Here is a 19,461-nt window from a genome sequence, read left to right as displayed (position 1 = left end):
ATGACCTCGATACCTATCAATAAATGAAGCGACTCAATGGACGGCTTTCGGGATGGGCCTGTTGACTGGGTGATCAGGTGCAGCCCCTGACAGCACTGCCGCAATGGCGCGAACGGCGCTCATGCCAACGCGCAGTAACGACTCGTTCGTTTGCCCCGCTACATGGGGGGTCACAATCAAGTTCGGCAGATCGGCGACGGGGAAGGTGTTGTGCTTGAACGGGGAAATCATGTCGTGGTTTTCGGCATCCAGCACATCAATCCCGGCCCCGCCAAGTTGACCGGACTTCAGCGCCTCGGCAACTGCGGATTCGTCCATCACCCCGCCCCGGCTGGTGTTGATCAGGATCGCGCCCTCCTTCATCTTTGCAATTTCCTGCTTGCCGATAAGGTTGCGAGTGCTGGACAAAAGAGGCACATGCAGACTGAGCACATCCGAGTTGGCCAGGAGCGTATCGAGATCGACAATGCGCTCGTCATCACTGGAATCATAGGCGGGGTCCGTGGCGATAACCGTCATTCCAAATGCCTCGGCCACAGGCGCCACGTGGCGGCCGATATCACCGAAACCGACAAGACCCAGTGTCCTGCCCTGCAGTTCTATACCGGTCAGAGAAAGCCTGTCGGCGGCCCAAATGCTGTTGCGGGTCTGATCGGACGTGAGCAGAATCTTGCGACTGATGGCCAGTAGCAACGCGAACACGTGCTCCACAACGCTTCTTCTGTTTTCCCCCGGTGTATTGGTCACCCACACACCAAGCTCCTCTGCTGCCCTGAAGTCGACGTTGTCGTAGCCTGCACCGTGTCGAGCGACGATTCGCAGCTTTGGCGAAGCGGCAATCATCTCTGCGGACAGGTGTCCCCCACGGAGAAATACGGCGTCTACCTGGTTCTGGATTTCCTGGTAGGGAACGGCGTTCGACCCGTATCCCAAACGAACATCGCCCAAGTGGGAAAGCGCTTTCAAGACATCTTCGTGGATCGCACTTGTAACGTAGATAAGCGGCATGACCGTCACCTTATGAGAATTGATGTGTATGGGTGTCGTCTGAGGTCGGTGCGTTTTTGCGTACAGTCGATATGACGATCAGGCCGATGATGCCGGCGACACAAAGTATGTCAGCAGGCGTGAATTGGTCACCGGTCGCACCGATCAGCCAAGTCGCCAGATAAGGCCCTAGACCGCCACCCACGACGGCGCCAACGCTATGACCAAATGCAACCCCGGTGTGGCGCACATCCGTCGGGAAGAATTCGGGCATTACGGAGTAGGTGCCGGCCTGGCACAGGGCGTAGGGAATCATGCCGAGCGCCAGACCTGCACAGGCGAGGTTTACCGACCCTTGCTGCATCAGCCAGAACGATGGGATCGAGAGGATGGCGTAGGCCACGTAAGACATCTTGAGCAGCGATCTACCGCCGCGATAAGAGCCCAATTGGCCTGCCGCCGGGATCAGGAACGCTGCGAGGATCACGGCGATCAGCACGATAGTGGAGGCCTGCCCCTTGGAATAACCAAGGATGGAGCTGAAGTACGCTGCGATGAATACGGTACCGATATAAGTCCCTACGTTCTGCACCAAAGCGATCAACATCACTTTGATCAACGGCCGCAGATAATTGCGAATGAGGTCTGAAAAAGGTTGCTGTCTTTTAGCGCTGGCGTCCTGTTTCTTCGACTCGAACTCTGGGCTGTCTTCAATGCTCAGACGCATCCACAAGCCGATGATGCCCAACGGCAACGCCAGGAGAAACGGTATGCGCCAGCCCCATTCCAACATCTGGGGATCGGTCAATGTCGCGGCAGCCAGGCCCGCGATCGCGGCTGCAAGGCCTTTGCCAAACTGTGCGATGGAGGGCAGAAACGAGATGTACAAGGCACGCCGACGGGGAGGTGCCCACTCACGGATATAACTGGCGGCACCGCCGATCTCCCCGCCTGCCGAGAAGCCCTGAAGCATGCGCAGCACCACCAGCAGAATGGGCGCCCAAACACCTATCTGGGCATAGCCAGGCAACAGACCGATCAGTGTTGCCGCAGCTCCCATCAACGTGATGCTGGCAATCAAGCTTGTCCGCCGGCCAACCCTATCGCCTAGCCAGCCGAAGGCGATGGCGCCGAGCGGACGGACCAGGAAGGCGGAGCCAAACACCAGAAAGGTATTGAGCAAGCCGGTGGTGGGGTTATCCGACGGAAAAAAAACCATTGCCAGCGTGGCCGCCACGTAACCGTAGACGCTGAAGTCGTAGTACTCGACAAACGTCCCGAATACGGCCGCCCTCGTGGCTTTCTTTGCTTTTCTGGCCTGCTCTGATTGCTCGACCGGCAAGGCGGTTGCGCCTGCTACAGCGTTGTTATTGTTCATGGGCACTCCGGGGTTGTTGGACCATGCCATTTCAAAAAATGGGACATCGTCCTACTCTTGTTTTTCCTAGCATCCATAACCTTTCATGGGTTGTCAACAGGGCCGCGATTTGCGGTTCGGTGGCGCATCCGGTCACAATAGGGGCCCACATTCGGTTCGAATCGAAATGGCAGACGTAGACCCCCTTCCCCCTCCAGTACTGGCCGACGCTCGGACATCGACGCACACACGGTTGATTGAGGTACTGGACGCACTCGTTCGACGTAACCGTGCCGAGCCTTGGGGTGTGCGGGAACTTGCATCCGAACTCGGGGAGAGCCGCTCAACCGTCAATCGCATTCTGCTGGCTCTTGTCGAGCGAGAACTTGCTGTGGAAGTCGGCACCGGGAAATATCAACTTGGGCCACGATTGTGCGTGCTAACCCACTCGCTGATCGGGTCAGGTTCATGGCTCGCGTCAAGCGCTGTAGCACTCGGCCAACTAGCCGAAACATCCAATGCCACTGCACTTATCTCGATAAGCTGCCCTCGCAGCCAGGGCTATTTCGTCGCCGCTTGCGAGCAGCCGAAATCCTCCTTGATGTTCAGACCTGAGTTCGGCGTGATGTACCCGCTGAGCTTCGGAGACCTGGGTCGAGCCTTCAAGAAGCACTGCGCCGAACATTGGGACACAGCGGTCGAAGACCCGGTATCGGATAAGTCGGTTTACCTGTCGGAAGTTGAGTTTCCACAACCGTTTTCAGTATCGACTACCGTGTTGGGAAATGGCCTGTTGATTGCCGTCTCGCTACATTCGGTACATGGGCGAACCGCTACGCCTACAGAGAAGCTCGACCGCGAGGTCAATGAGCTCACTGATACCCTGGCCAAGCAGGTGGCAGCCAGTTTGCGGGCGCCCAATCCGCGCTATTCTTGCAATGTCATAGAAGACCACAAATCCACTACGACGCGCCTGGAAAGGCTCCTCTTGCTGGCCTGCAGTTCACCTGATGGCCTGCCGATAACTTCGGATCTGAACGATCAGCTGCTCTGTAATATGGCGACCGGAAAGCGACTCATGGAGTCGGGCGCGTACACGGAAATCGTAAATTCTGTTGAGGGCACTTTGTTTCCTGGACCCAAGCTCTATCAATGGGCGACGAGGATTGGGCGTTGCGAAAATATCGTCTGTCTGGCTCGGTCGACGGTACAGGATCTGGTTCAGGAGACAGGGGAAACCATCGCTATCCTTTCCTATGATGCCAACACGAAGCGGGCCGAGTTCGTAGAAGTGATACAGGGTTGGCGGCCAATCCAATATCAATTGGCCGTGCGAACTGAAGTTCCTCTTTACGCCGGCGCGGCGGGAAAGGCGGTTCTCGCCTACTGCGACGCGGAGACCGTGAAGTGCATCGATCTGGTCAAACTGACCGATACCACTATCACCTCCCGAGCCGCCCTGGCCGATGAGCTAAAGCGCATACACGAGCGCGGTTGGGCGACAGGCAGCGGCGAACGCGTACCAGGGGCTTTTGGTTTGGCTGTGCCGTTTTTCGTGGATGGCGTGATCAAAGGCTCCATTTCAGCCACCATCCCTCAATACCGCAAAGATGACCGCGACCTGCCAGGTCTCACTCAGCGCATGCTGGAGGCCAGCGCAAAAATTGGTCGATTGCTTTCATTGGGGTTGAATGCCCGCGAAAGGTGAATCAAGCAGAACGCACTGACACCCGCACCGAAATCAATTCAAACTTCTCGTACTTCTGCCTTTCAGACACACACGTTCTATGTGATCTGGGAGAGCAATATGCACTATCGACAGCTAGGTGATTCCGGCCTGCTTGTATCCGAAATCGTGCTGGGTACCGTTCCATTCGGGGGCCGTGCCGAGTTTGCCAAATGCGGGGCGGTGGATGTCCCAACCGCCAAGCGGATGTTCGACATCGCCTTCGAGGCCGGGGTCAACATGATCGACACCGCCGACCTTTACTCTCACGGCCTGGCAGAGGAAGTGGTGGGTCAGGCGTTGGGGGAAAAGCGCAACGACATCCTCCTGGCCTCCAAAGGTCGCAGTCCGGTCGACGACAATCCGAACAACTCAGGGTCGTCGCGCTACCACTTGATTCGCGCTTGCGAGGCGAGCCTCAAACGCCTTCGCACCGACCATCTGGATCTGTACCAGCTTCATAACTGGGATGGTCTGACACCCATCGAGGAAACGCTCGAAGCCCTGACTCACCTGGTCAACTCGGGAAAGATTCGCTACTTCGGTACCAGCAATTTCACCGGTTGGCAGATGATGAAGACGCTCGGCAAAGCCGAGCTCAACGGCTTCATCAAACCCATCACTCAGCAGATCTACTACACCCCCGAGTCGCGGGAAGCCGAGTATGAGTTGCTACCTCTCGCATTGGATCAATCGGTGGGTACGCTGGTGTGGGCGCCGCTGGGCGAAGGCCTGCTGACGGGTACGACCCGTCGAGGGCAGAAGCCGTCCGAAGGACACCGTCAAGGTACCGATTGGCCGGAGCCCTACGTGCATGATCAGGAGCGCGCGCTGGACATCATCGAAACGCTGGCGGCCGTAGGCGAAGAACACGGCGTCTCGGTGGCACGGGTTTGCCTGGCTTGGCTCAAGGATCGCCCGGGCATCACTTCGCTGATCGTCGGTGCGCGGACTGAAGAGCACCTTCGTGACAATCTGGCCGCAGTGGATCTGAAGCTGACGTCGGAACAAACTTCGCGCATCGAAGCCATCACCCGCCGGCAGCCGCTGTATCCGTACTGGCATCGATTCACCGCAGGCATAGACCGCTTCGATGTGGCCGAACAGCCGTTCCTGGCTGAACACCAGAAGACGATGGACGCGCGCAAGGACAAGTAGAGCGTTGCGCATCGATTTCTAAAAAAAATTTTCCTTGCGCCTCTTGAAAGCTTTTTCTCCGTTCATACATTCGGATTACGCGGTGCCGAAATCGGGCCGCGTTTCAAATCACTTGGAGAAACCTCAGGAGATTTCGCAATGGCTACTACCCTTTCACTGGCTCCCCTGTTCCGCCAGTCCGTAGGCTTTGATCGTTTCAACGACCTGTTCGAATCGGCGCTCCGTAGCGAGGCCGGGAATGCCTATCCCCCTCATAACGTCGAGAAGCACGGTGATAACGAATACCGCATTGTTATCGCCGCCGCTGGATTGGCCGAGGAGGACATGGATATTCAAGTCGAGAAAGGCGTTCTGACTGTCGCCGGTGGCAAGCGTGAAACTGATGGCGGCGTCACCTACCTGCACCAGGGCATCGCCCAACGGGCATTCCGGTTGTCGTTCCGTTTGGCAGATCACATCGAGGTGCAGGGCGCTTCACTCAAGAGCGGGTTGCTTAGCATCGACTTGCTGCGAGTGGTGCCGGAGGAGGCCAAACCTCGGCGCATCAGCATAGGTGGGGCTGACAAGCCTGACCTGAAGGCGGTAAACGCGCAGTAACCTGTGAAAAGGCGCTCTTCGGAGCGCCTTTTTTTTACACTCGATACCGCCCTGATCTCGCCGCGGCGTCTCTCAGGAATGCTCGGAAGCCGCAGTCATCGCCCCAGGTTGCCCGCTGGCCTGCAGCGCGCCAGGCTTGCCTACCAGCGGAATCTCCTGGTGCTCCTTGTTATACAGCTTACCCCCACTGAAATAGTCCCCATCCCGCAACGCTGCGACATCGCGATACTGCAAGCTACGTTCGGTGCCGGCAACGAACACCGACTGCTGGTCGGAGTTGCCGGCCGTGAAGTGGTTGTAAGCCAGGTTGAGAAAGATCGCCATGATGGCTGACGAGCTGATACCGGAGTGAAAAATGGTGGCGAACCAGGTCGGGAAATGATCGTAGAAGTTCGGCGCAGCAATCGGAATCATGCCGAAGCCGATCGAGGTGGCGACGATGATCAGGTTCATGTTGTTGCGGTAGTCGACCTTCGACAGGGTACGAATACCGCTGGCGGCTACGGTGCCGAACAGTACGATACCGGCGCCGCCCAGTACTGAAGTGGGGACCGCGGCGATGACACGGCCCATCACCAGCAGCAGGCCGAGGATCACCAGAAACACCCCGCCGGTGGCCACCACGTAGCGGCTTTTAACCCCGGTCACGGCCACCAGACCGACGTTCTGGGCGAAGGCGCTCTGGGTGAACGAACCGAAGATGGGTGCCAGCAGGCTGGACAGCATGTCGGCGCGCAGGCCGTTGCCCAGTCTCTTGGCGTCCACCTTGGTGTCGATGATTTCTCCCACGGCAAGAATATCGGCCGAGGTTTCCACCAATGTCACGATGACCACGATGCACATGGAAATGATCGCCGCGACGTGGAAGGTCGGCACCCCGAAGTGGAAGGGGCTCGGCAGGCCGAAGATCGGCCCTTCGCTGACCGTGGAGAAGTCAGCCATGCCCAGCAGCGTGGCGATCCCGGTGCCGATCACCATGGCCAGAAGAATGGACAGGCGCGAAACGGTAGCGCTGCCGACCTTGCTCAACACCAGCACCAATATCAGGGTAAGTGCAGCCAGGCCAATGTTGCCCATGCTGCCGAAGTCTTCGGCATGGCTGTTGCCGCCCATGGCCCACCGTGCTGCTACCGGCATCAACGTCAGGCCAATGGTGGTAATGACGATGCCGGTGACCAGCGGTGGGAAAAACCGGGTAATGCGCGAGAACACCGGAGTGATCAGCAGCCCGATCAGTGAGGCGGCCATGACGGCACCGAGAATCGATGCGACACCTCCGCCCTCCTGACTTCCGACGATCGCCACCATGGTCGCGACCCCGGAAAACGACACCCCCTGCACCAGCGGCAGCTGGCAGCCGAAGAACGGTACACCCAGTGTTTGCAGCAGCGTTGCCAGCCCACCGGCAAACAGCGATGCGGCCACCAGCAGCCCGATCTCTGCGGGCGAAAGTCCCGCCGCCTGGCCGATGATCAACGGCACCGCGACGATGCCTCCGTACATGGTCAGCACATGCTGAAGCCCGTATGCCATGTTGGCGAACAGGCCGAGGTTTTCGTCTTCGGGACGGACAGCAGCGGTTGGGGACATTGTCATGGTGGTGGTACCCAGTTTTTTTGTTGTCAGGTACTGTATTCAGTATTGCCTCAATGTGTCCATTGTTTTGTATACAATCTATCATACCGAGACCGCGGGGCAAGCCGCAGTCTCGGCATGACGACCGATTTTCGGAAGGAAGCAGCCTGGGACTTTAGTGCGACTCATCGATAGCACTGATGATGACTATCAAACCGGCCGGCTCTACGTTTGCCACAATCGCCCCCTATAATCGCCGCACTTTCTCCCCGCTCTCCCCTCGCCTGCCTTCAGGCGATATCCCCTATGGAATTCAGCACCATGCCAAATCCCAGCCAGGCCTCCCAGAGCCTTCCCGAACATAGTCAGCAAAGTGTCAAACAGCAGTGGCTGGCCATTCTTTCAGTCGCGGTGGGTGCCTTCGCCCTGGTGACCAGCGAGTTTCTGCCGGTAGGTGTGCTCAACGACGTGGCCAGTGACTTGGGCATCAGCGCCGGCCACGCCGGTTTGATGGTGACCCTGCCCGGCATCATGGCTGCCCTTGCGGCCCCCCTGCTCTCAGTGGCGATTGGCGGCATGGACCGTCGCTATCTGCTGATCGGCCTGACACTGATCATGATCATCGCCAACTCGGTAGTGGCCTATGCCAGCGACTTCAGTTTGCTGCTGTTCGGGCGCGTACTGTTGGGCATCAGTATCGGTGGCTTCTGGGCGACGGCAATTGCCCTCAGCGGGCGACTGGCGCCCCGGGGCGTCGGAGTCGCCCAGGCCACTTCGATCATTATGGTGGGTGTGACCCTGGCTACCGTGCTGGGCGTGCCAGTGGGCACCTGGCTCAGTGGTTTGATGGGCTGGCGCATGACGTTTCTGGTCACCGCGCTGGTGGGCATCCCGGTGCTGTTGGCGCAGATCTTTCTGCTGCCGCGCCTGACCCCGGACAAGGCCATCCGCATCAGCGACCTGCCGGCCCTGTTCATCAATCCACAGGCTCGAGTGGGCTTGATCGCGGTGTTGCTGATAGGACTGGCGCACTTTGCCGCTTACACCTATGTCGCGCCTTTCTTCAAGCAAAGCTCAGGCTTCGACGGGCCGACCATTGGCTCGCTGTTGCTGCTTTACGGGGTAGCCGGGGTGATCGGTAATGTGTTCGCCGGTTTCGCTGCCAACCGCAGCGTACGTCACACGCTGCTGCTGGTTGCATTGCTGATCGGCACCAGCACCGCCCTGTTCCCCTACTTCGCAACCGGCATGACCGGCGCCGCCATGCTGATCGCGCTCTGGGGCTTTGCCTTCGGTGCCTTCCCCGCCTGCGCCAGCATCTGGATGTTCGTGGTGGCGCCCAAGGACGTGGAGCGCGGCATGCCCCTGTTCGTGGCGTTGTTCCAGGTGATCATCGCCTTGGGCTCGTTCTTCGGCGGAATGATCGTCGACCAACTGGGCAGCGCGGTGCTGTTGAGTCTGGCCACAGCGTTGGTGGGCTGCGGTTTTGCTACGGTGCTGGTGTTGGGGCGTAGTGTCAGCAATGGGCTGGTAGCCCAGCCCGGTTGATCGCGCACTCCCACCCTGGAGCGCTTCACCACGCTACCCGATCGCGTATGGCGTCCTAAAGGACGGAGTGGCCGTGCACTGACTGTGCACCCGAACCTGCCCAGAAGCTAAGAGGTTGCCGCCGCCGCTGGTCCATATGGCGGTACCGGCATCCTCGCCGTTCTGACTGATCGCGCCGCCCCCATTTGGCAAGAATTCCTATCGCTTAGTAGCACCTCAGAAACAGATGGCACGTACCTATGGATACCTGGTGCATGGCAGATACACGCGGCAGTCGTGTTGACTAACTTGGCGTGCCACATCACGTTCTCGCCTCGGCACTAGCGCGTGGTCTAACGCCTATAGTCCATCAGTTCTTACTAAGCTGGATCGCGAGGTGCGGACGTCATATCTGAATACCAATGCCCACTGTCATATGAGATGCACGCAACGACAGTGTCACCTGGGTCAATCTCGCAATGTAAGCTACGAGCCACTGCTAAGCATCCCGCCGAACTGTTGCCGATGTAAATCCCTAGTTGACCATATGCCCATCGCTGGGCATCGACCATCTCTTTGATCGTCACCTTGTGAACGCGATGTACCAATCCCCAATCTAGGAATGGCGGCGCAACACCTACCGCTATTCCTTCAAATCGATGGTCGCTAAACTGACCCGAACGGGTATCACACTGCGCGGGTTCTATCAGATGAGCCTCTACCTTGAAACCACCGTCGCACAACCCCCTACACACTCCTGTGAAGCTGGCTCCTGTGCCAGCGCAACCGACGAACACCACGTTCACAGCCTTGCTGACAGCCCTGATTTGATCCGCAAATTCTCTTCCTGTGTCCATCTGATGAGCTTCAACACCCAAGGCATTGCTGAACTGATCGGTATAGAAATATTTTTTATCACAGCGGGTTCGGCTATCAAGGAAGTATTCCACCACCTTTGCAGGCGATGCCCCCTCCGCTAGCATGTCTTGGCCGATGAGATTTGCGCCGAGACCGGCAAGCAGCTCCCTCTTCCTTGCGCTATAGCTTAGGCCTACTGCCAAATCCACCTGTATCCCATAACGCTGACATACCGCCAATAGACCAAAGCCGAAATTTCCTCCGGTTTTTTCAATTATTGTTGTCCGGCCAGGCACAATGCCGCCCGACTCTATGGCTAATTCTATTATGTGGCGGGCAGCTCTATATTTATGACTTCCTCCAGGATTGTTCATCTCAAGTTTAATGACAAGTCCTGGACGGATCATAAGGCTTTGCCTAAGTGTCATTGGTCTACCTCCGCGAATCTTGCATTCCGCCGTATGGAGACCAGAAAATACCCAATCAGGCCCAACGCCAGAATCGCTACCCCAGCGTTGGTACCGCTCCACCCTAGCCAGACAAGCAGCATGCCTGGAAGAAAAGCCCCAGCAGTCGCCAGCACCGCGATAACCAAGTCATTGATGCCTTGAATTTTCATGGCATCTTTATGGTCGCCAAGCCGCTGGGCAAGCAGCGCGCCTCCCGCTACATAGGTAAAGTTCCACCCCAACCCCAGAACGACCAACGCAATCCAGATTGAAGATTCTGATAGGTGAAGAAGATTTATAAGTGCAGACAATGACAGTAGCCCAAGCCCAAGCACTATCAGGATATTGATGCCCATACGGGAAATAAGGTATCCCGTGACAAAGGAGGGCGCGAACATAGCGAATACGTGCCATTGGATTACAGTTCCAATGGTCTGAAAATGCGTATGCATAGCGGCCATCTGTAAAGAGGCCTGGATCATGAGCAAATTCATAAGACCATACCCCATCGCGGCAATAACGATAGGTGGCGCCAAGTCACGGCTGGATCTCGTTCGAAGAAGCTCAGGTGTTGCACGATCGCCTACATGCTTTATCTCAGCGACCGGCGTCATCTGGTTCACAGCGGCGGATACGATCGCCAGTGGCACAAAAAAGCCGTAGCAGAGAGCAAAGTCGCTAAAGCCGCCAGCGGATCGAAGCGAAGTCGCCACCAGGGGGCCAATGAAAGCCGCCACTACCCCACCGGCCACGACAAGGGAAATGGCTTTTGCCTTTAAAGCGTCTCCGACCCCATCGGTTGCGGCAAATCGATTGAAGTTCGCGAAGGCAATGTAGCTTCCCAGCGCAGCGTGAGATATCAGAAGCCAATTAAAGCTTCCCGTTTGCAAGGCATGAAAGCCGGTTACTCCAGATAATGCCAGTGATAGATTGCCCATGTGAAAGCCAGCGCGCCGGCCGTAGAGACTCATAAATTTCGATGCCGGATAGGTTGCTATCATCAGCGAGAGAAACTGCATGCCGTAGGGCAACGTTGACCATTGCGGGGATGGCGCAAGTTGGGCGCCTATTACCGCCACCATCGTTACCGACATGACGGCAGCCGTGAGATTGATAGACTGAGCCAAAAAATACAGATAGGTCTTCAGTGGAAGTTTTTCAGAGATCATCATTTAGTCCCTTTTTATAGGTTTATACGGCTTCCCTAATCGCACCAACACCTGCACTACTCAGCTAGGCGGGCTTCAAACGTGATGCGCCTTACCACAGGTCTGTATCTGCTAGCGGTACCTGACGTCGTGCCAGCACCACACCCATTAGATGAGCTTCACAAAGGCTCAGAGGTCGTGCAGCTTGCACGGCCTTGGCTTGCAGGGAAATTCGGAATTGTTTCTTGATACGAGGATGCGTCTGCGGTGCGGCCCAGCGACGAATCAGACCCGCTGCGCGAGTGATGTCAGTTAGCCACTTTTTTTACTGGCATGGCTGAACCTTCCTATTATTTGCACCTCCAACCAGCACAACCCCTGTACAGAAATTGATTTCTAGTACACCTCCAGCAGCCCCTGATGCCATGGACAGATGCCAGCCACACGGCAGAATTTCTCGGTGCTGCGAAAGCTGAGACGCCTTCGGGCACGCCCACATGCTAAGAAAGCTCAAGATCCCTGCTCGTACCCTCCTCTGTTTCGCCATGATGATCTCGATGCTGGCAGGCCTCGGGCTTTTCTGTCTGGCGCAGATGAGCGAGATTCGTCACACGCTGGAAGAGATGGAGACCCGCTCCATTCAGGGCATCAACCTGAGCAACGAGCTGGGCTTGAACATCTCTCGGCTGCGTATCACGGCCTATCAGGTGCACACGTTCACCACCCAGGCTGACCACGCCAAGGCGGCGGAAACCATTGCTGCACTCAAGGCTGTGGTGGACAAGAACCTGGCGGACTACCGCGCCAGTGCGGACACCTCTGCCAAGCGTGAAGCGCTGAGCACATTGTCGCGGGCGTACGAGTCCTACAAGGAAGGCGTGGCCGTCGAGTTGAAGCAAATGGAAAGCGGGCGGACTGAAGATGCCGCCGCGCAGTTGCGGGCCATGGGCGCCTTTGGCACCACCATCAACGAACAGACCGAGCTGCTCAACCGTCTAGAACGCGAGCAGGCTCATACGGCGGCCATTGCAGCAGCGCAGACCAGCGACCAGGCCCGGCTCATCACCCTGATTGCCATCGGCCTGGCGGTCGCGGCCTCGGTGCTGTTGAGCTGGCGCTTCAGCTTGAGCATCAACAAACCCCTGAGCACCGCACTGGCGACCTCCAAACGTATTGCCGGCAATGATTTGTCTGGCGACATCGACAGCTCCGGTACGGATGAACCCGCGCAGCTGTTGCAGTCGTTGAGCCTGATGCAGGCGAACCTGCGCAATACGATCAGTGAGATTTCCCAGTCCACCGAACAGTTGTCCAGCGCCGCCGAGGAAATGAGCCAGGTCATGGCGCAAAGCACCGAGGGGCTGTTGCTGCAGAATCGCGAAATCGACCAGGCCGCGGCTGCGTTCAACCAGATGAGCGCGGCCATCGAGGAAGTAGCCCGCAACGCTGTCTCCACGTCCAATGAATCCAAAGCGTCCTCGCACACCGCTCAGCAAGGCCAGAGCGAACTGAGCCAGACCATCACTTCCCTCAACACCATGGTGACCCGCGTGAACACCACGTCGGGCCGGGTGCAGAGTCTGGCTGCGCAGACGGTGGAGATCAGCAAGGTGCTGGATGTCATTCGTGCCGTGGCCGAGCAAACCAACCTGCTGGCCCTGAACGCTGCCATCGAAGCGGCGCGAGCCGGTGAAGCCGGTCGCGGCTTTGCTGTGGTGGCCGATGAAGTGCGGGCCCTGGCCCATCGGACCCGCGAATCGACCCGGGAAATCGAGTCGCTTATCGGCACCGTGCAGCTGTCGACTCAGGAAACCGTGGACGCGATGCAGTCGAGCGCCGAGCAAACCACTGAAACCCTGGATCGCGCCAACCGTACCGATCACGCCCTGCACCTGATCACTGCAGCCGTGGAAGTCATCAACGAACGCAATGTGGTCATCGCCACGGCCGCGGAGCAGCAGGCTCAAGTTGCGCGCGAAGTGGATGGCAACCTCATGCGCATCCGCGATCTGTCCCACCAGACATCTCGCGGTGCCGAGCAGACCAGCGCCGCGAGCCACGATTTGTCACGCCTGGCCACGCAGTTGAAAACAATGACCAGCCGCTTCAAGGTGTGATTGACAGCACCGATCGGGAACCGGGCAATTATATTGCGCGCTAAAGATACGAGCGCTAAATTACCCGCTTTCCCGATGCAGGACCGCCCATGAACGCCGACGACAACTCCCCTTCTGCCCCAACCGGTCAATGCGCCGATCTGCTCCTGCAAAACCAACTGTGTTACTCCCTGTACTCCACGTCACTGATGATGACCAAGGTGTACAAGCCCCTGCTGCTGGATCTGAACCTCACCTACCCGCAATACCTGACCATGCTGGTGCTGTGGGAAACGGACGGTTTGACCGTAAGCGATATCAGTGCGCGTATGCTGACCGATCCGGGTTCCATGACGCCGCTGCTCAAGCGTCTCGAAGCAGAGGGGCTGATCCATCGTACACGCGGCAAGGAAGACGAGCGGGTGGTCCGGCTGTACCTGAGTGAACAAGGAAAGGCGCTGTATGACAGGGCGAAACGCATCCCGGCATGCGTGCTCGCCGCCAGTGGTCTGAATCAGGAGCAACTGCGGGACATGCAGAAGAGCCTTTTGAAGCTGAGGGCGCAGTTGCACGACGGCCTTTGACCTATCAGATTGAGAATCAGGTTCGACAAACAGCGAAAAAAGACTTGCGCGCTAAATATTAGCGGAGTAGATTTAGCTCCATCTGATTAGCGAACCAAACATTGGCGCGCTTACAGAAACTCATTTCAGTCAGTCCGACAGTTCAGGAGCAAGCATGCAAACTCTCTATACCGCAGTCGCAACCGCTACCGGTGGCCGTGATGGCCGTGCTGTTTCCAGCGACAAGATTCTCGACGTCAAACTGGCCACTCCCAAGGAACTGGGCGGCGCCGGTGGTGAAGCCACCAACCCGGAGCAGCTGTTTGCCGCGGGTTACTCGGCCTGCTTCATCGGTGCATTGAAGTTCGTGGCTGGCCAGACCAAGCGCAGCATCCCGGCGGACGTGTCCGTAACCGCTCACGTAGGCATTGGCCAGATCCCAGGCGGCTTCGGTCTGGACATCGACCTGAACGTCAACCTGCCCGGCCTTGAGCAGGCCGATGCGCAAGCGTTGGTGGACGCAGCGCACCAGGTCTGTCCGTACTCCAACGCCACTCGCGGCAATGTCGACGTGCGACTGCACGTGACCGTTTAACTCATCACGCACGCGAAACGAACCCGGCCCAAGGCCGGGTTTTTCGTTTGGATATCGATGCTCAGTGCGATACGCCGCATTGGATGGTTTTAACCGGTGCAGCAATCGTCTACCATGCCGCCGCCGGTTTCCAAATGGGATTAATAGGGAATCCGAGATGCCTTGCGGCATCAAACGGAACTGCCCCCGCAACTGTAGATGCCGAGCCTGCTCCTGAACTGCCACTGGGATACACCCGGGAAGGCTGGAGCCGGCGAAGACGCATCAGTCAGGAGACCTGCCGGCCAAGCAAACATCACTAACCGGCGGGGTGTCCGGGAAGGACATCCTGACTGCGCCCAGCCAATGGGCTTGTAGCGCTATGGCGCTGCGCTCGTCGATGTAATTCCAGACCGTACACCTGCGCTTTGTGCACGGTTCAAATGGAGATTGCATCATGTGGTTGACCCGTCTTGTCCCTCTCGCCCTTGCCTTGGGCTTGTCCCCGCTGGTGCAGGCCGCGCCCACCCAATACCCGCTCACCGTGCAGAACTGCGGGAGTGCGTTGACCTTTGAGCATGCCCCCGATCGAGCGGTCACCATCGGCCAATCGGGCACTGAAATGCTCTACGCGCTGGGCTTGGGTGACAAGCTTGTGGGTACCTCGCTGTGGTTCAACGACGTACTGCCCAAGTTCAAGGCGCAGGACGACAAGGTCAAGCGGTTGGCCAACAATGATCCCAGCTTCGAGTCGGTGATTGGCATGCGGCCCGAACTGGTGGCGGTGCAGTTCGAGTGGATGATCGGTGCGCAAGGCGTGGTAGGCACCCGAGAACAGTTCCATGAGCTCAACATTCCCACTTACCTGATGCCTTCCGATTGCGAGGGCAAAGACAACATGGTCGGCGCCGACGGTACGCGCCTTCAGCCCTTCCAGGTCGACAGCCTGTACAAAAGCATTAGCCAGCTGGCGGAAATCTTCGATGTTCAGGCTCGGGGTGAACAACTCAACGCCGAACTGAAGTCGACCTTGGTCAAGGCCACCACCACGCTGAAGAACAAGGGCGCGAAGCAGACCAGCGCACTGTTCTGGTTCTCCAGTGCGGACCTCGGAATCGAGCCTTACGTGGCTGGGCGCAAGGGCATTCCAGACTTCATGCTGCAGACGTTGGGTGTGCGCAATGTGGTGGAGTCCGATGAGGAATGGCCGACCGTAGGGTGGGAAACCATCGCCAAGGCCAACCCGACGTTCCTGGTCATTGCCCGCATGGATCGTCGCCGCTTCCCGGCTGACGACTATCTGAAAAAACTCGAATACCTGCGCAGCGACCCGGTGACCCGCAACATGGACGCGGTGAAGAACAACCGCATCATCATTCTCGACGCCCATGCCATGCAGGCCAGCCTGCGTATGTTCGACGGCATCGAAACATTGGCAAACGCGATCAACAGCTACCCGCTGCCTGAATGACCGCGTCCTCGATTTGGCGCCGGCCCGACCTTTCCTCGCGCTGGCCTACACCAGCGAACACTCGCCCCGTGTGTCGCACCCGATTGTATGGATACCCGAACATGCGTTTGTTATTCCCGCTACTGCTGTTTTGTGCGGCCCTGCTCTGCACCTCGGCGCAAGCCGAAATCCACGAAGTGAAAATGCTCAACCGCGGCGCCGGCGGCGCCATGGTGTACGAGCCGGACTACCTGAGCATCGCACCGGGTGATACGGTCAGATTCATCCCTTCGCAAAGCGGTCACAACGCTGCATCACTACCGGCCCTATGGCCCGCCGGCGCACCCCCCTTCATGGGCAAGATCAACCAGCAGATAGAGCAGACCTTCGACACCCCTGGACTCTACGGTATCCAATGCCTCCCCCACCTGGCGATGGGCATGGTGATGCTGATCCAGGTCGGCGCCTCCAACGGTTCGACGCCAGTAATGCCAACGGCTTTGCCGGAACGCGCCATCCAACGCCTTGATGCCATTGTGCAACGTGAAGAGAGTTTGAAATGACTGCCCTGCCCCTGCGCTGCGCCTTGCTCGCCACCTTCGCCAGCCCCCTGGCGCTGGCCGACTCCGCTCAATCCCAGGCCAACGGTTTTGTCGAAGACAGCACCTGGAGCCTGCTCAACCGCACGGTTTACGACAACCGCGAGTACCGCAACGGCGCCAGCAACAGCGGTGCCCGCAATGCCTACAAACCACGAGCCGAACGTAATGGTTATGCCGAGGAATGGGGCTACGGCTTGATGGGCACGCTGCAATCAGGGTTTACCCAAGGCCTGATCGGTGTGGGAGTGGATGCCCATGGCTACTTCGGCGCTCAACTGGACAGCGGCGGCGGTCGCGCGGGCAAGGCCCGTTTGCTGGGGCTGGACAACGAGGGCCATACCAAGAGCGAATTCAGCCGTGGCGGCGCGGCCCTGAAGCTGCGGCTGTCGTCGACCGTGCTTTCGATCGGCGAACAGCGGGTGAAGACGCCAGTGTTCAGCTCGTCCGACAGCCGCCTGCTGCCGGAAACCGCGACAGGCGTGTTCCTCAACAGCAACGAGTTCGACAAGGTCAGGCTGGTTGCCGGCCACTTCACCGAGAGCACGGACCGCAACGCCAGCAGCCACGACCAAGGCTTCGTGGTGAACTACTCCAATGCCGTAAAAGGCGATGCGTTCGACCTGGCCGGCGTGGTGTACACACCGGGCAAGCATTTGACCACCAGCCTCTACACCTCGCGTTACCAGGACACCTGGAATCAGCACTACCTGGGCGGGACCTTCGTCGAGGCACTGGATGACAACCGTTCGATCACCCTGAACCTCAACCTGTATCGCACCACCGACCAGGGCAAGGCGCTTTCGGGCCGAATCGACAACACCACCTGGAGCCTGATGTCCACCTACGCCCAGGGCTCGCACAGCTTCAGCCTGGGCTACCAGAAAGTGGATGGCGATACGCCGTTCGACTACGTCACCCGCGGTGCGATCTTCATCGGTAACGCCGTGCAGATGTCCGATTTCAACGCACCCAACGAGCAATCCTGGCAAGCCCGTTACGACCTGGCCATGGCCCAGTGGGGCCTGCCGGGGCTGGTGCTGAGCGCTGCCTACATACGCGGCAGCCAGATCGACGGCAGCGGCGTCGATCCGCGCGGCGGTTATGCGTACCTGGGCTATGGCAAGGGCGGCAGGCATTGGGAGCGGGATCTGGAAGCTCGCTATGTAGTGCAAGGGGGTGCCGCCAAGGGCACCACTATTTCGCTGCGGCACAACCTCCATCGCGGTAACACCGCCCAGGCGGAGCTGGATGGGGAGCAGGTGCGCGTTGCTGTGGAGTATCCGATTACGGGGCGGTTTTGACAGGCGGGGGGGATCAGTGTGGATGGTCCCCTCCCCCCCATTGGCCTCCACCGAGAGCCTGGCTATACTCGACACGTCTCCCCCCAAACCGCCCTTCTCCCCGGCGCTGTTCACCACAGCCCTGGCGGTAGCTTTTCTGCCTGATTGCCAACTGCCCTCCCAGCCCAATCCAGCCCCTATACCCGCAATAGGGCTGCACTGATTCCCCACCGTCTCCGCATCTCGAAGATCACCGAGGCTGACGCCGCAGGAGCTCACATGAAACGATTCCACGCGCTGGACAGCTTCAGAGGCCTGTGTGCCATGTCGGTCGCGGTCTATCACGTGCACATCTACCAAAGCTTCGGAGAGCTGGCGTTCTTTCGCAGCGCCCACTATCTGGTGGGGTTCTTCTTCGTGCTCAGTGGCTTCGTGATGATGCATACCTATGCCCAACGCCTCGCCTCGGGTCAGCAATTCAAGACATTTGTGATCAGCCGAACCTTCAGGCTCTACCCCCTGCATGTGGTCATGCTGGTGATCGCCATAGCGCTGGAAGTGGCCAAATTCCTGGCTGAACAACGCGGCATGGCGTTCGGCAAGCCGAGCTTCACCGGGCAGCGTGCGCCGGAGGAGATACTGCCCAATCTGCTGCTGGTGCAAGCCTGGTGGCCGACGTTCGACCCGATGTCGTTCAACTATCCGGCCTGGAGCATCAGCGTCGAATACTGGATTTACCTGATCTTCGCCCTCTTGATGCTGACGTTCCAGCGCCAGGCGGGCTGGCTCTTCGCGGCCCTGGCCGGGGCTGCCCTGCTGGCTACCACGCTCGGCTATCCGGGCTTGACCCCCATGGTATGGCTGGGCCTGTCGTGCTTCTTTGCCGGTGCCGTGACCTATCGCCTGTATACCGCCTTGCGTGAGGTGGCCCTGGCGTCCGGGGCCTTCACCGTGCTCGAAGTGACCAGTGTGGCCGTGGTAGCCCTGGCCATGGTGACCCCCATGGCGCACCAGGAAACCGTCCTGACCCTGCTGTTCTGTTTGTCGGTATTGGTGTTTGCCTTTGATGGCGGGATGATCTCTGGGCTAATGCGCCGGCGACCTTTCGAACTGCTGGGCCAACTGTCGTACTCCATTTACATGACCCACGCCGTGGTCTTGTTTCTGGTTACCGTGATACTGACTCAAGCGGGCAAGGCGCTGGGAATCGCGCTGGTCAGTTTTCCAGGGGACGGCAGCGTGGCCTATGTGACCCTGCACCGTGGATGGGCCGATAATCTCCTGCTGCTGGGAATCCTCGTTGTGATCGTGGCGGTGTCGGCCATCAGCTATCGGCTGATCGAGCTCAAGGGTATCGAAGTCGGCCGCTATCTCGGCAAGCGTGGCACCGCTGCCCCCGTGACCACCCAAGGTTGATTGCAAACCCATCATCGAGCCCGCCCCGTGCGGGCTTTTTTTCGGCAGAACAAAAGGTGCGGGCAAACTTTTCCCGCTGCCAGACGTCCTCTCTAGGA

Annotated in this window: 16 protein-coding genes, 1 pseudogene and 1 riboswitch; of the genes and pseudogenes, 12 read left to right on the top strand and 5 right to left on the bottom strand. The window is 58.5% G+C overall.

Annotated elements, in window-relative coordinates; genetic code table 11:
• Window positions 1–33: 33 nt before the first annotated feature.
• Together B3397_RS08605 and B3397_RS08600 are read right to left on the bottom strand one after the other, a co-directional pair.
• Window positions 34–1,008 (bottom strand): hydroxyacid dehydrogenase, encoded by a 975-nt coding sequence (locus B3397_RS08605; RefSeq protein ID WP_296249077.1) that lies wholly within the window; start codon window positions 1,006–1,008, stop codon window positions 34–36.
• A 10-nt stretch (window positions 1,009–1,018) separates the two neighbouring features.
• Window positions 1,019–2,365 carry an MFS transporter gene (locus B3397_RS08600; RefSeq protein ID WP_296249075.1) on the bottom strand — a complete coding sequence of 449 codons (1,347 nt, stop codon included), beginning with the start codon at window positions 2,363–2,365 and terminating at the stop codon, window positions 1,019–1,021.
• Window positions 2,366–2,597: 232 nt separating this feature from the next.
• Here B3397_RS08600 and B3397_RS08595 point away from each other — a divergent pair, with 232 nt between their 5' ends.
• The 3 genes from B3397_RS08595 to B3397_RS08585 all read left to right on the top strand — a co-directional run bounded on the left by B3397_RS08595 (window position 2,598) and on the right by B3397_RS08585 (window position 5,825).
• Entirely contained in the window at window positions 2,598–4,052 is a 1,455-nt protein-coding gene (locus tag B3397_RS08595; protein ID WP_296249072.1) for an IclR family transcriptional regulator domain-containing protein, read from the top strand.
• A gap of 99 nt (window positions 4,053–4,151) precedes the next feature.
• Window positions 4,152–5,228, top strand: coding sequence for an aldo/keto reductase (locus B3397_RS08590; protein ID WP_296249071.1), 1,077 nt, complete (start codon window positions 4,152–4,154; stop codon window positions 5,226–5,228).
• Between the two features lie 138 nt (window positions 5,229–5,366).
• Window positions 5,367–5,825, top strand: a complete 459-nt coding sequence (locus B3397_RS08585) for an Hsp20 family protein (RefSeq protein WP_296249068.1) — start codon at window positions 5,367–5,369, stop codon at window positions 5,823–5,825.
• Between the two features lie 72 nt (window positions 5,826–5,897).
• Here the strand turns inward: B3397_RS08585 and B3397_RS08580 are convergent, their stop codons facing one another.
• On the bottom strand, window positions 5,898–7,421 hold the full coding sequence (locus tag B3397_RS08580) for a nucleobase:cation symporter-2 family protein (RefSeq protein ID WP_296249066.1): 1,524 nt from the start codon (window positions 7,419–7,421) through the stop codon (window positions 5,898–5,900).
• A gap of 300 nt (window positions 7,422–7,721) precedes the next feature.
• On the opposite strand from B3397_RS08580, the gene B3397_RS08575 reads away from it, so the two are divergent.
• Window positions 7,722–8,948 carry an MFS transporter gene (locus tag B3397_RS08575; RefSeq protein WP_296249064.1) on the top strand — a complete coding sequence of 409 codons (1,227 nt, stop codon included), beginning with the start codon at window positions 7,722–7,724 and terminating at the stop codon, window positions 8,946–8,948.
• A gap of 359 nt (window positions 8,949–9,307) precedes the next feature.
• Here B3397_RS08575 and B3397_RS08570 read toward each other — a convergent pair whose 3' ends face one another.
• Window positions 9,308–10,192, bottom strand: a complete 885-nt coding sequence (locus tag B3397_RS08570; protein ID WP_296249062.1) for a pyridoxal-phosphate dependent enzyme — start codon at window positions 10,190–10,192, stop codon at window positions 9,308–9,310.
• Window positions 10,193–10,209: 17 nt separating this feature from the next.
• Window positions 10,210–11,406: an MFS transporter gene (locus tag B3397_RS08565; protein ID WP_296249061.1), complete on the bottom strand. Its 1,197-nt coding sequence runs from the start codon at window positions 11,404–11,406 to the stop codon at window positions 10,210–10,212.
• A gap of 473 nt (window positions 11,407–11,879) precedes the next feature.
• Here B3397_RS08565 and B3397_RS22540 point away from each other — a divergent pair.
• The 8 genes and pseudogenes from B3397_RS22540 to B3397_RS08530 all read left to right on the top strand — a co-directional run.
• Window positions 11,880–12,641 (top strand): annotated as a pseudogene (locus B3397_RS22540) (MCP four helix bundle domain-containing protein); the annotation flags it as partial.
• Entirely contained in the window at window positions 12,636–13,499 is an 864-nt protein-coding gene (locus tag B3397_RS22535; protein WP_414704363.1) for a methyl-accepting chemotaxis protein, read from the top strand. The pseudogene B3397_RS22540 and the gene B3397_RS22535, both read left to right, overlap by 6 nt.
• A gap of 89 nt (window positions 13,500–13,588) precedes the next feature.
• Window positions 13,589–14,062, top strand: a complete 474-nt coding sequence (locus B3397_RS08555; RefSeq protein ID WP_296249057.1) for a MarR family winged helix-turn-helix transcriptional regulator — start codon at window positions 13,589–13,591, stop codon at window positions 14,060–14,062.
• 154 nt (window positions 14,063–14,216) lie between these two features.
• The gene (locus B3397_RS08550) at window positions 14,217–14,636 is read left to right on the top strand and encodes an organic hydroperoxide resistance protein (protein ID WP_296249055.1); all 420 of its coding nucleotides are present in this window, start codon (window positions 14,217–14,219) and stop codon (window positions 14,634–14,636) included.
• 107 nt (window positions 14,637–14,743) lie between these two features.
• Window positions 14,744–14,935, top strand: a riboswitch (cobalamin riboswitch).
• 137 nt (window positions 14,936–15,072) lie between these two features.
• A complete protein-coding gene (locus tag B3397_RS08545) occupies window positions 15,073–16,086 on the top strand; it encodes an ABC transporter substrate-binding protein (RefSeq protein ID WP_296249054.1) in 1,014 nt (337 codons plus the stop codon).
• A gap of 101 nt (window positions 16,087–16,187) precedes the next feature.
• Window positions 16,188–16,628 (top strand): pseudoazurin, encoded by a 441-nt coding sequence (locus B3397_RS08540; protein WP_296249053.1) that lies wholly within the window; start codon window positions 16,188–16,190, stop codon window positions 16,626–16,628.
• Window positions 16,625–17,968: an OprD family porin gene (locus B3397_RS08535; RefSeq protein ID WP_296249051.1), complete on the top strand. Its 1,344-nt coding sequence runs from the start codon at window positions 16,625–16,627 to the stop codon at window positions 17,966–17,968. The genes B3397_RS08540 and B3397_RS08535 overlap by 4 nt, the downstream gene beginning before the upstream one ends.
• A 258-nt stretch (window positions 17,969–18,226) precedes the next feature.
• The gene (locus B3397_RS08530) at window positions 18,227–19,363 is read left to right on the top strand and encodes an acyltransferase family protein (protein WP_296249049.1); all 1,137 of its coding nucleotides are present in this window, start codon (window positions 18,227–18,229) and stop codon (window positions 19,361–19,363) included.
• Window positions 19,364–19,461 lie beyond the last annotated feature (98 nt).

It is taken from the genome of Pseudomonas sp. UBA4194 (assembly GCF_002379585.1).
Taxonomy (GTDB): Bacteria; Pseudomonadota; Gammaproteobacteria; order Pseudomonadales; family Pseudomonadaceae; genus Aquipseudomonas.
The sequence above is the reverse complement of the archived record's forward strand: the minus strand, read 5'-3'. Positions and strand labels throughout refer to the sequence as shown.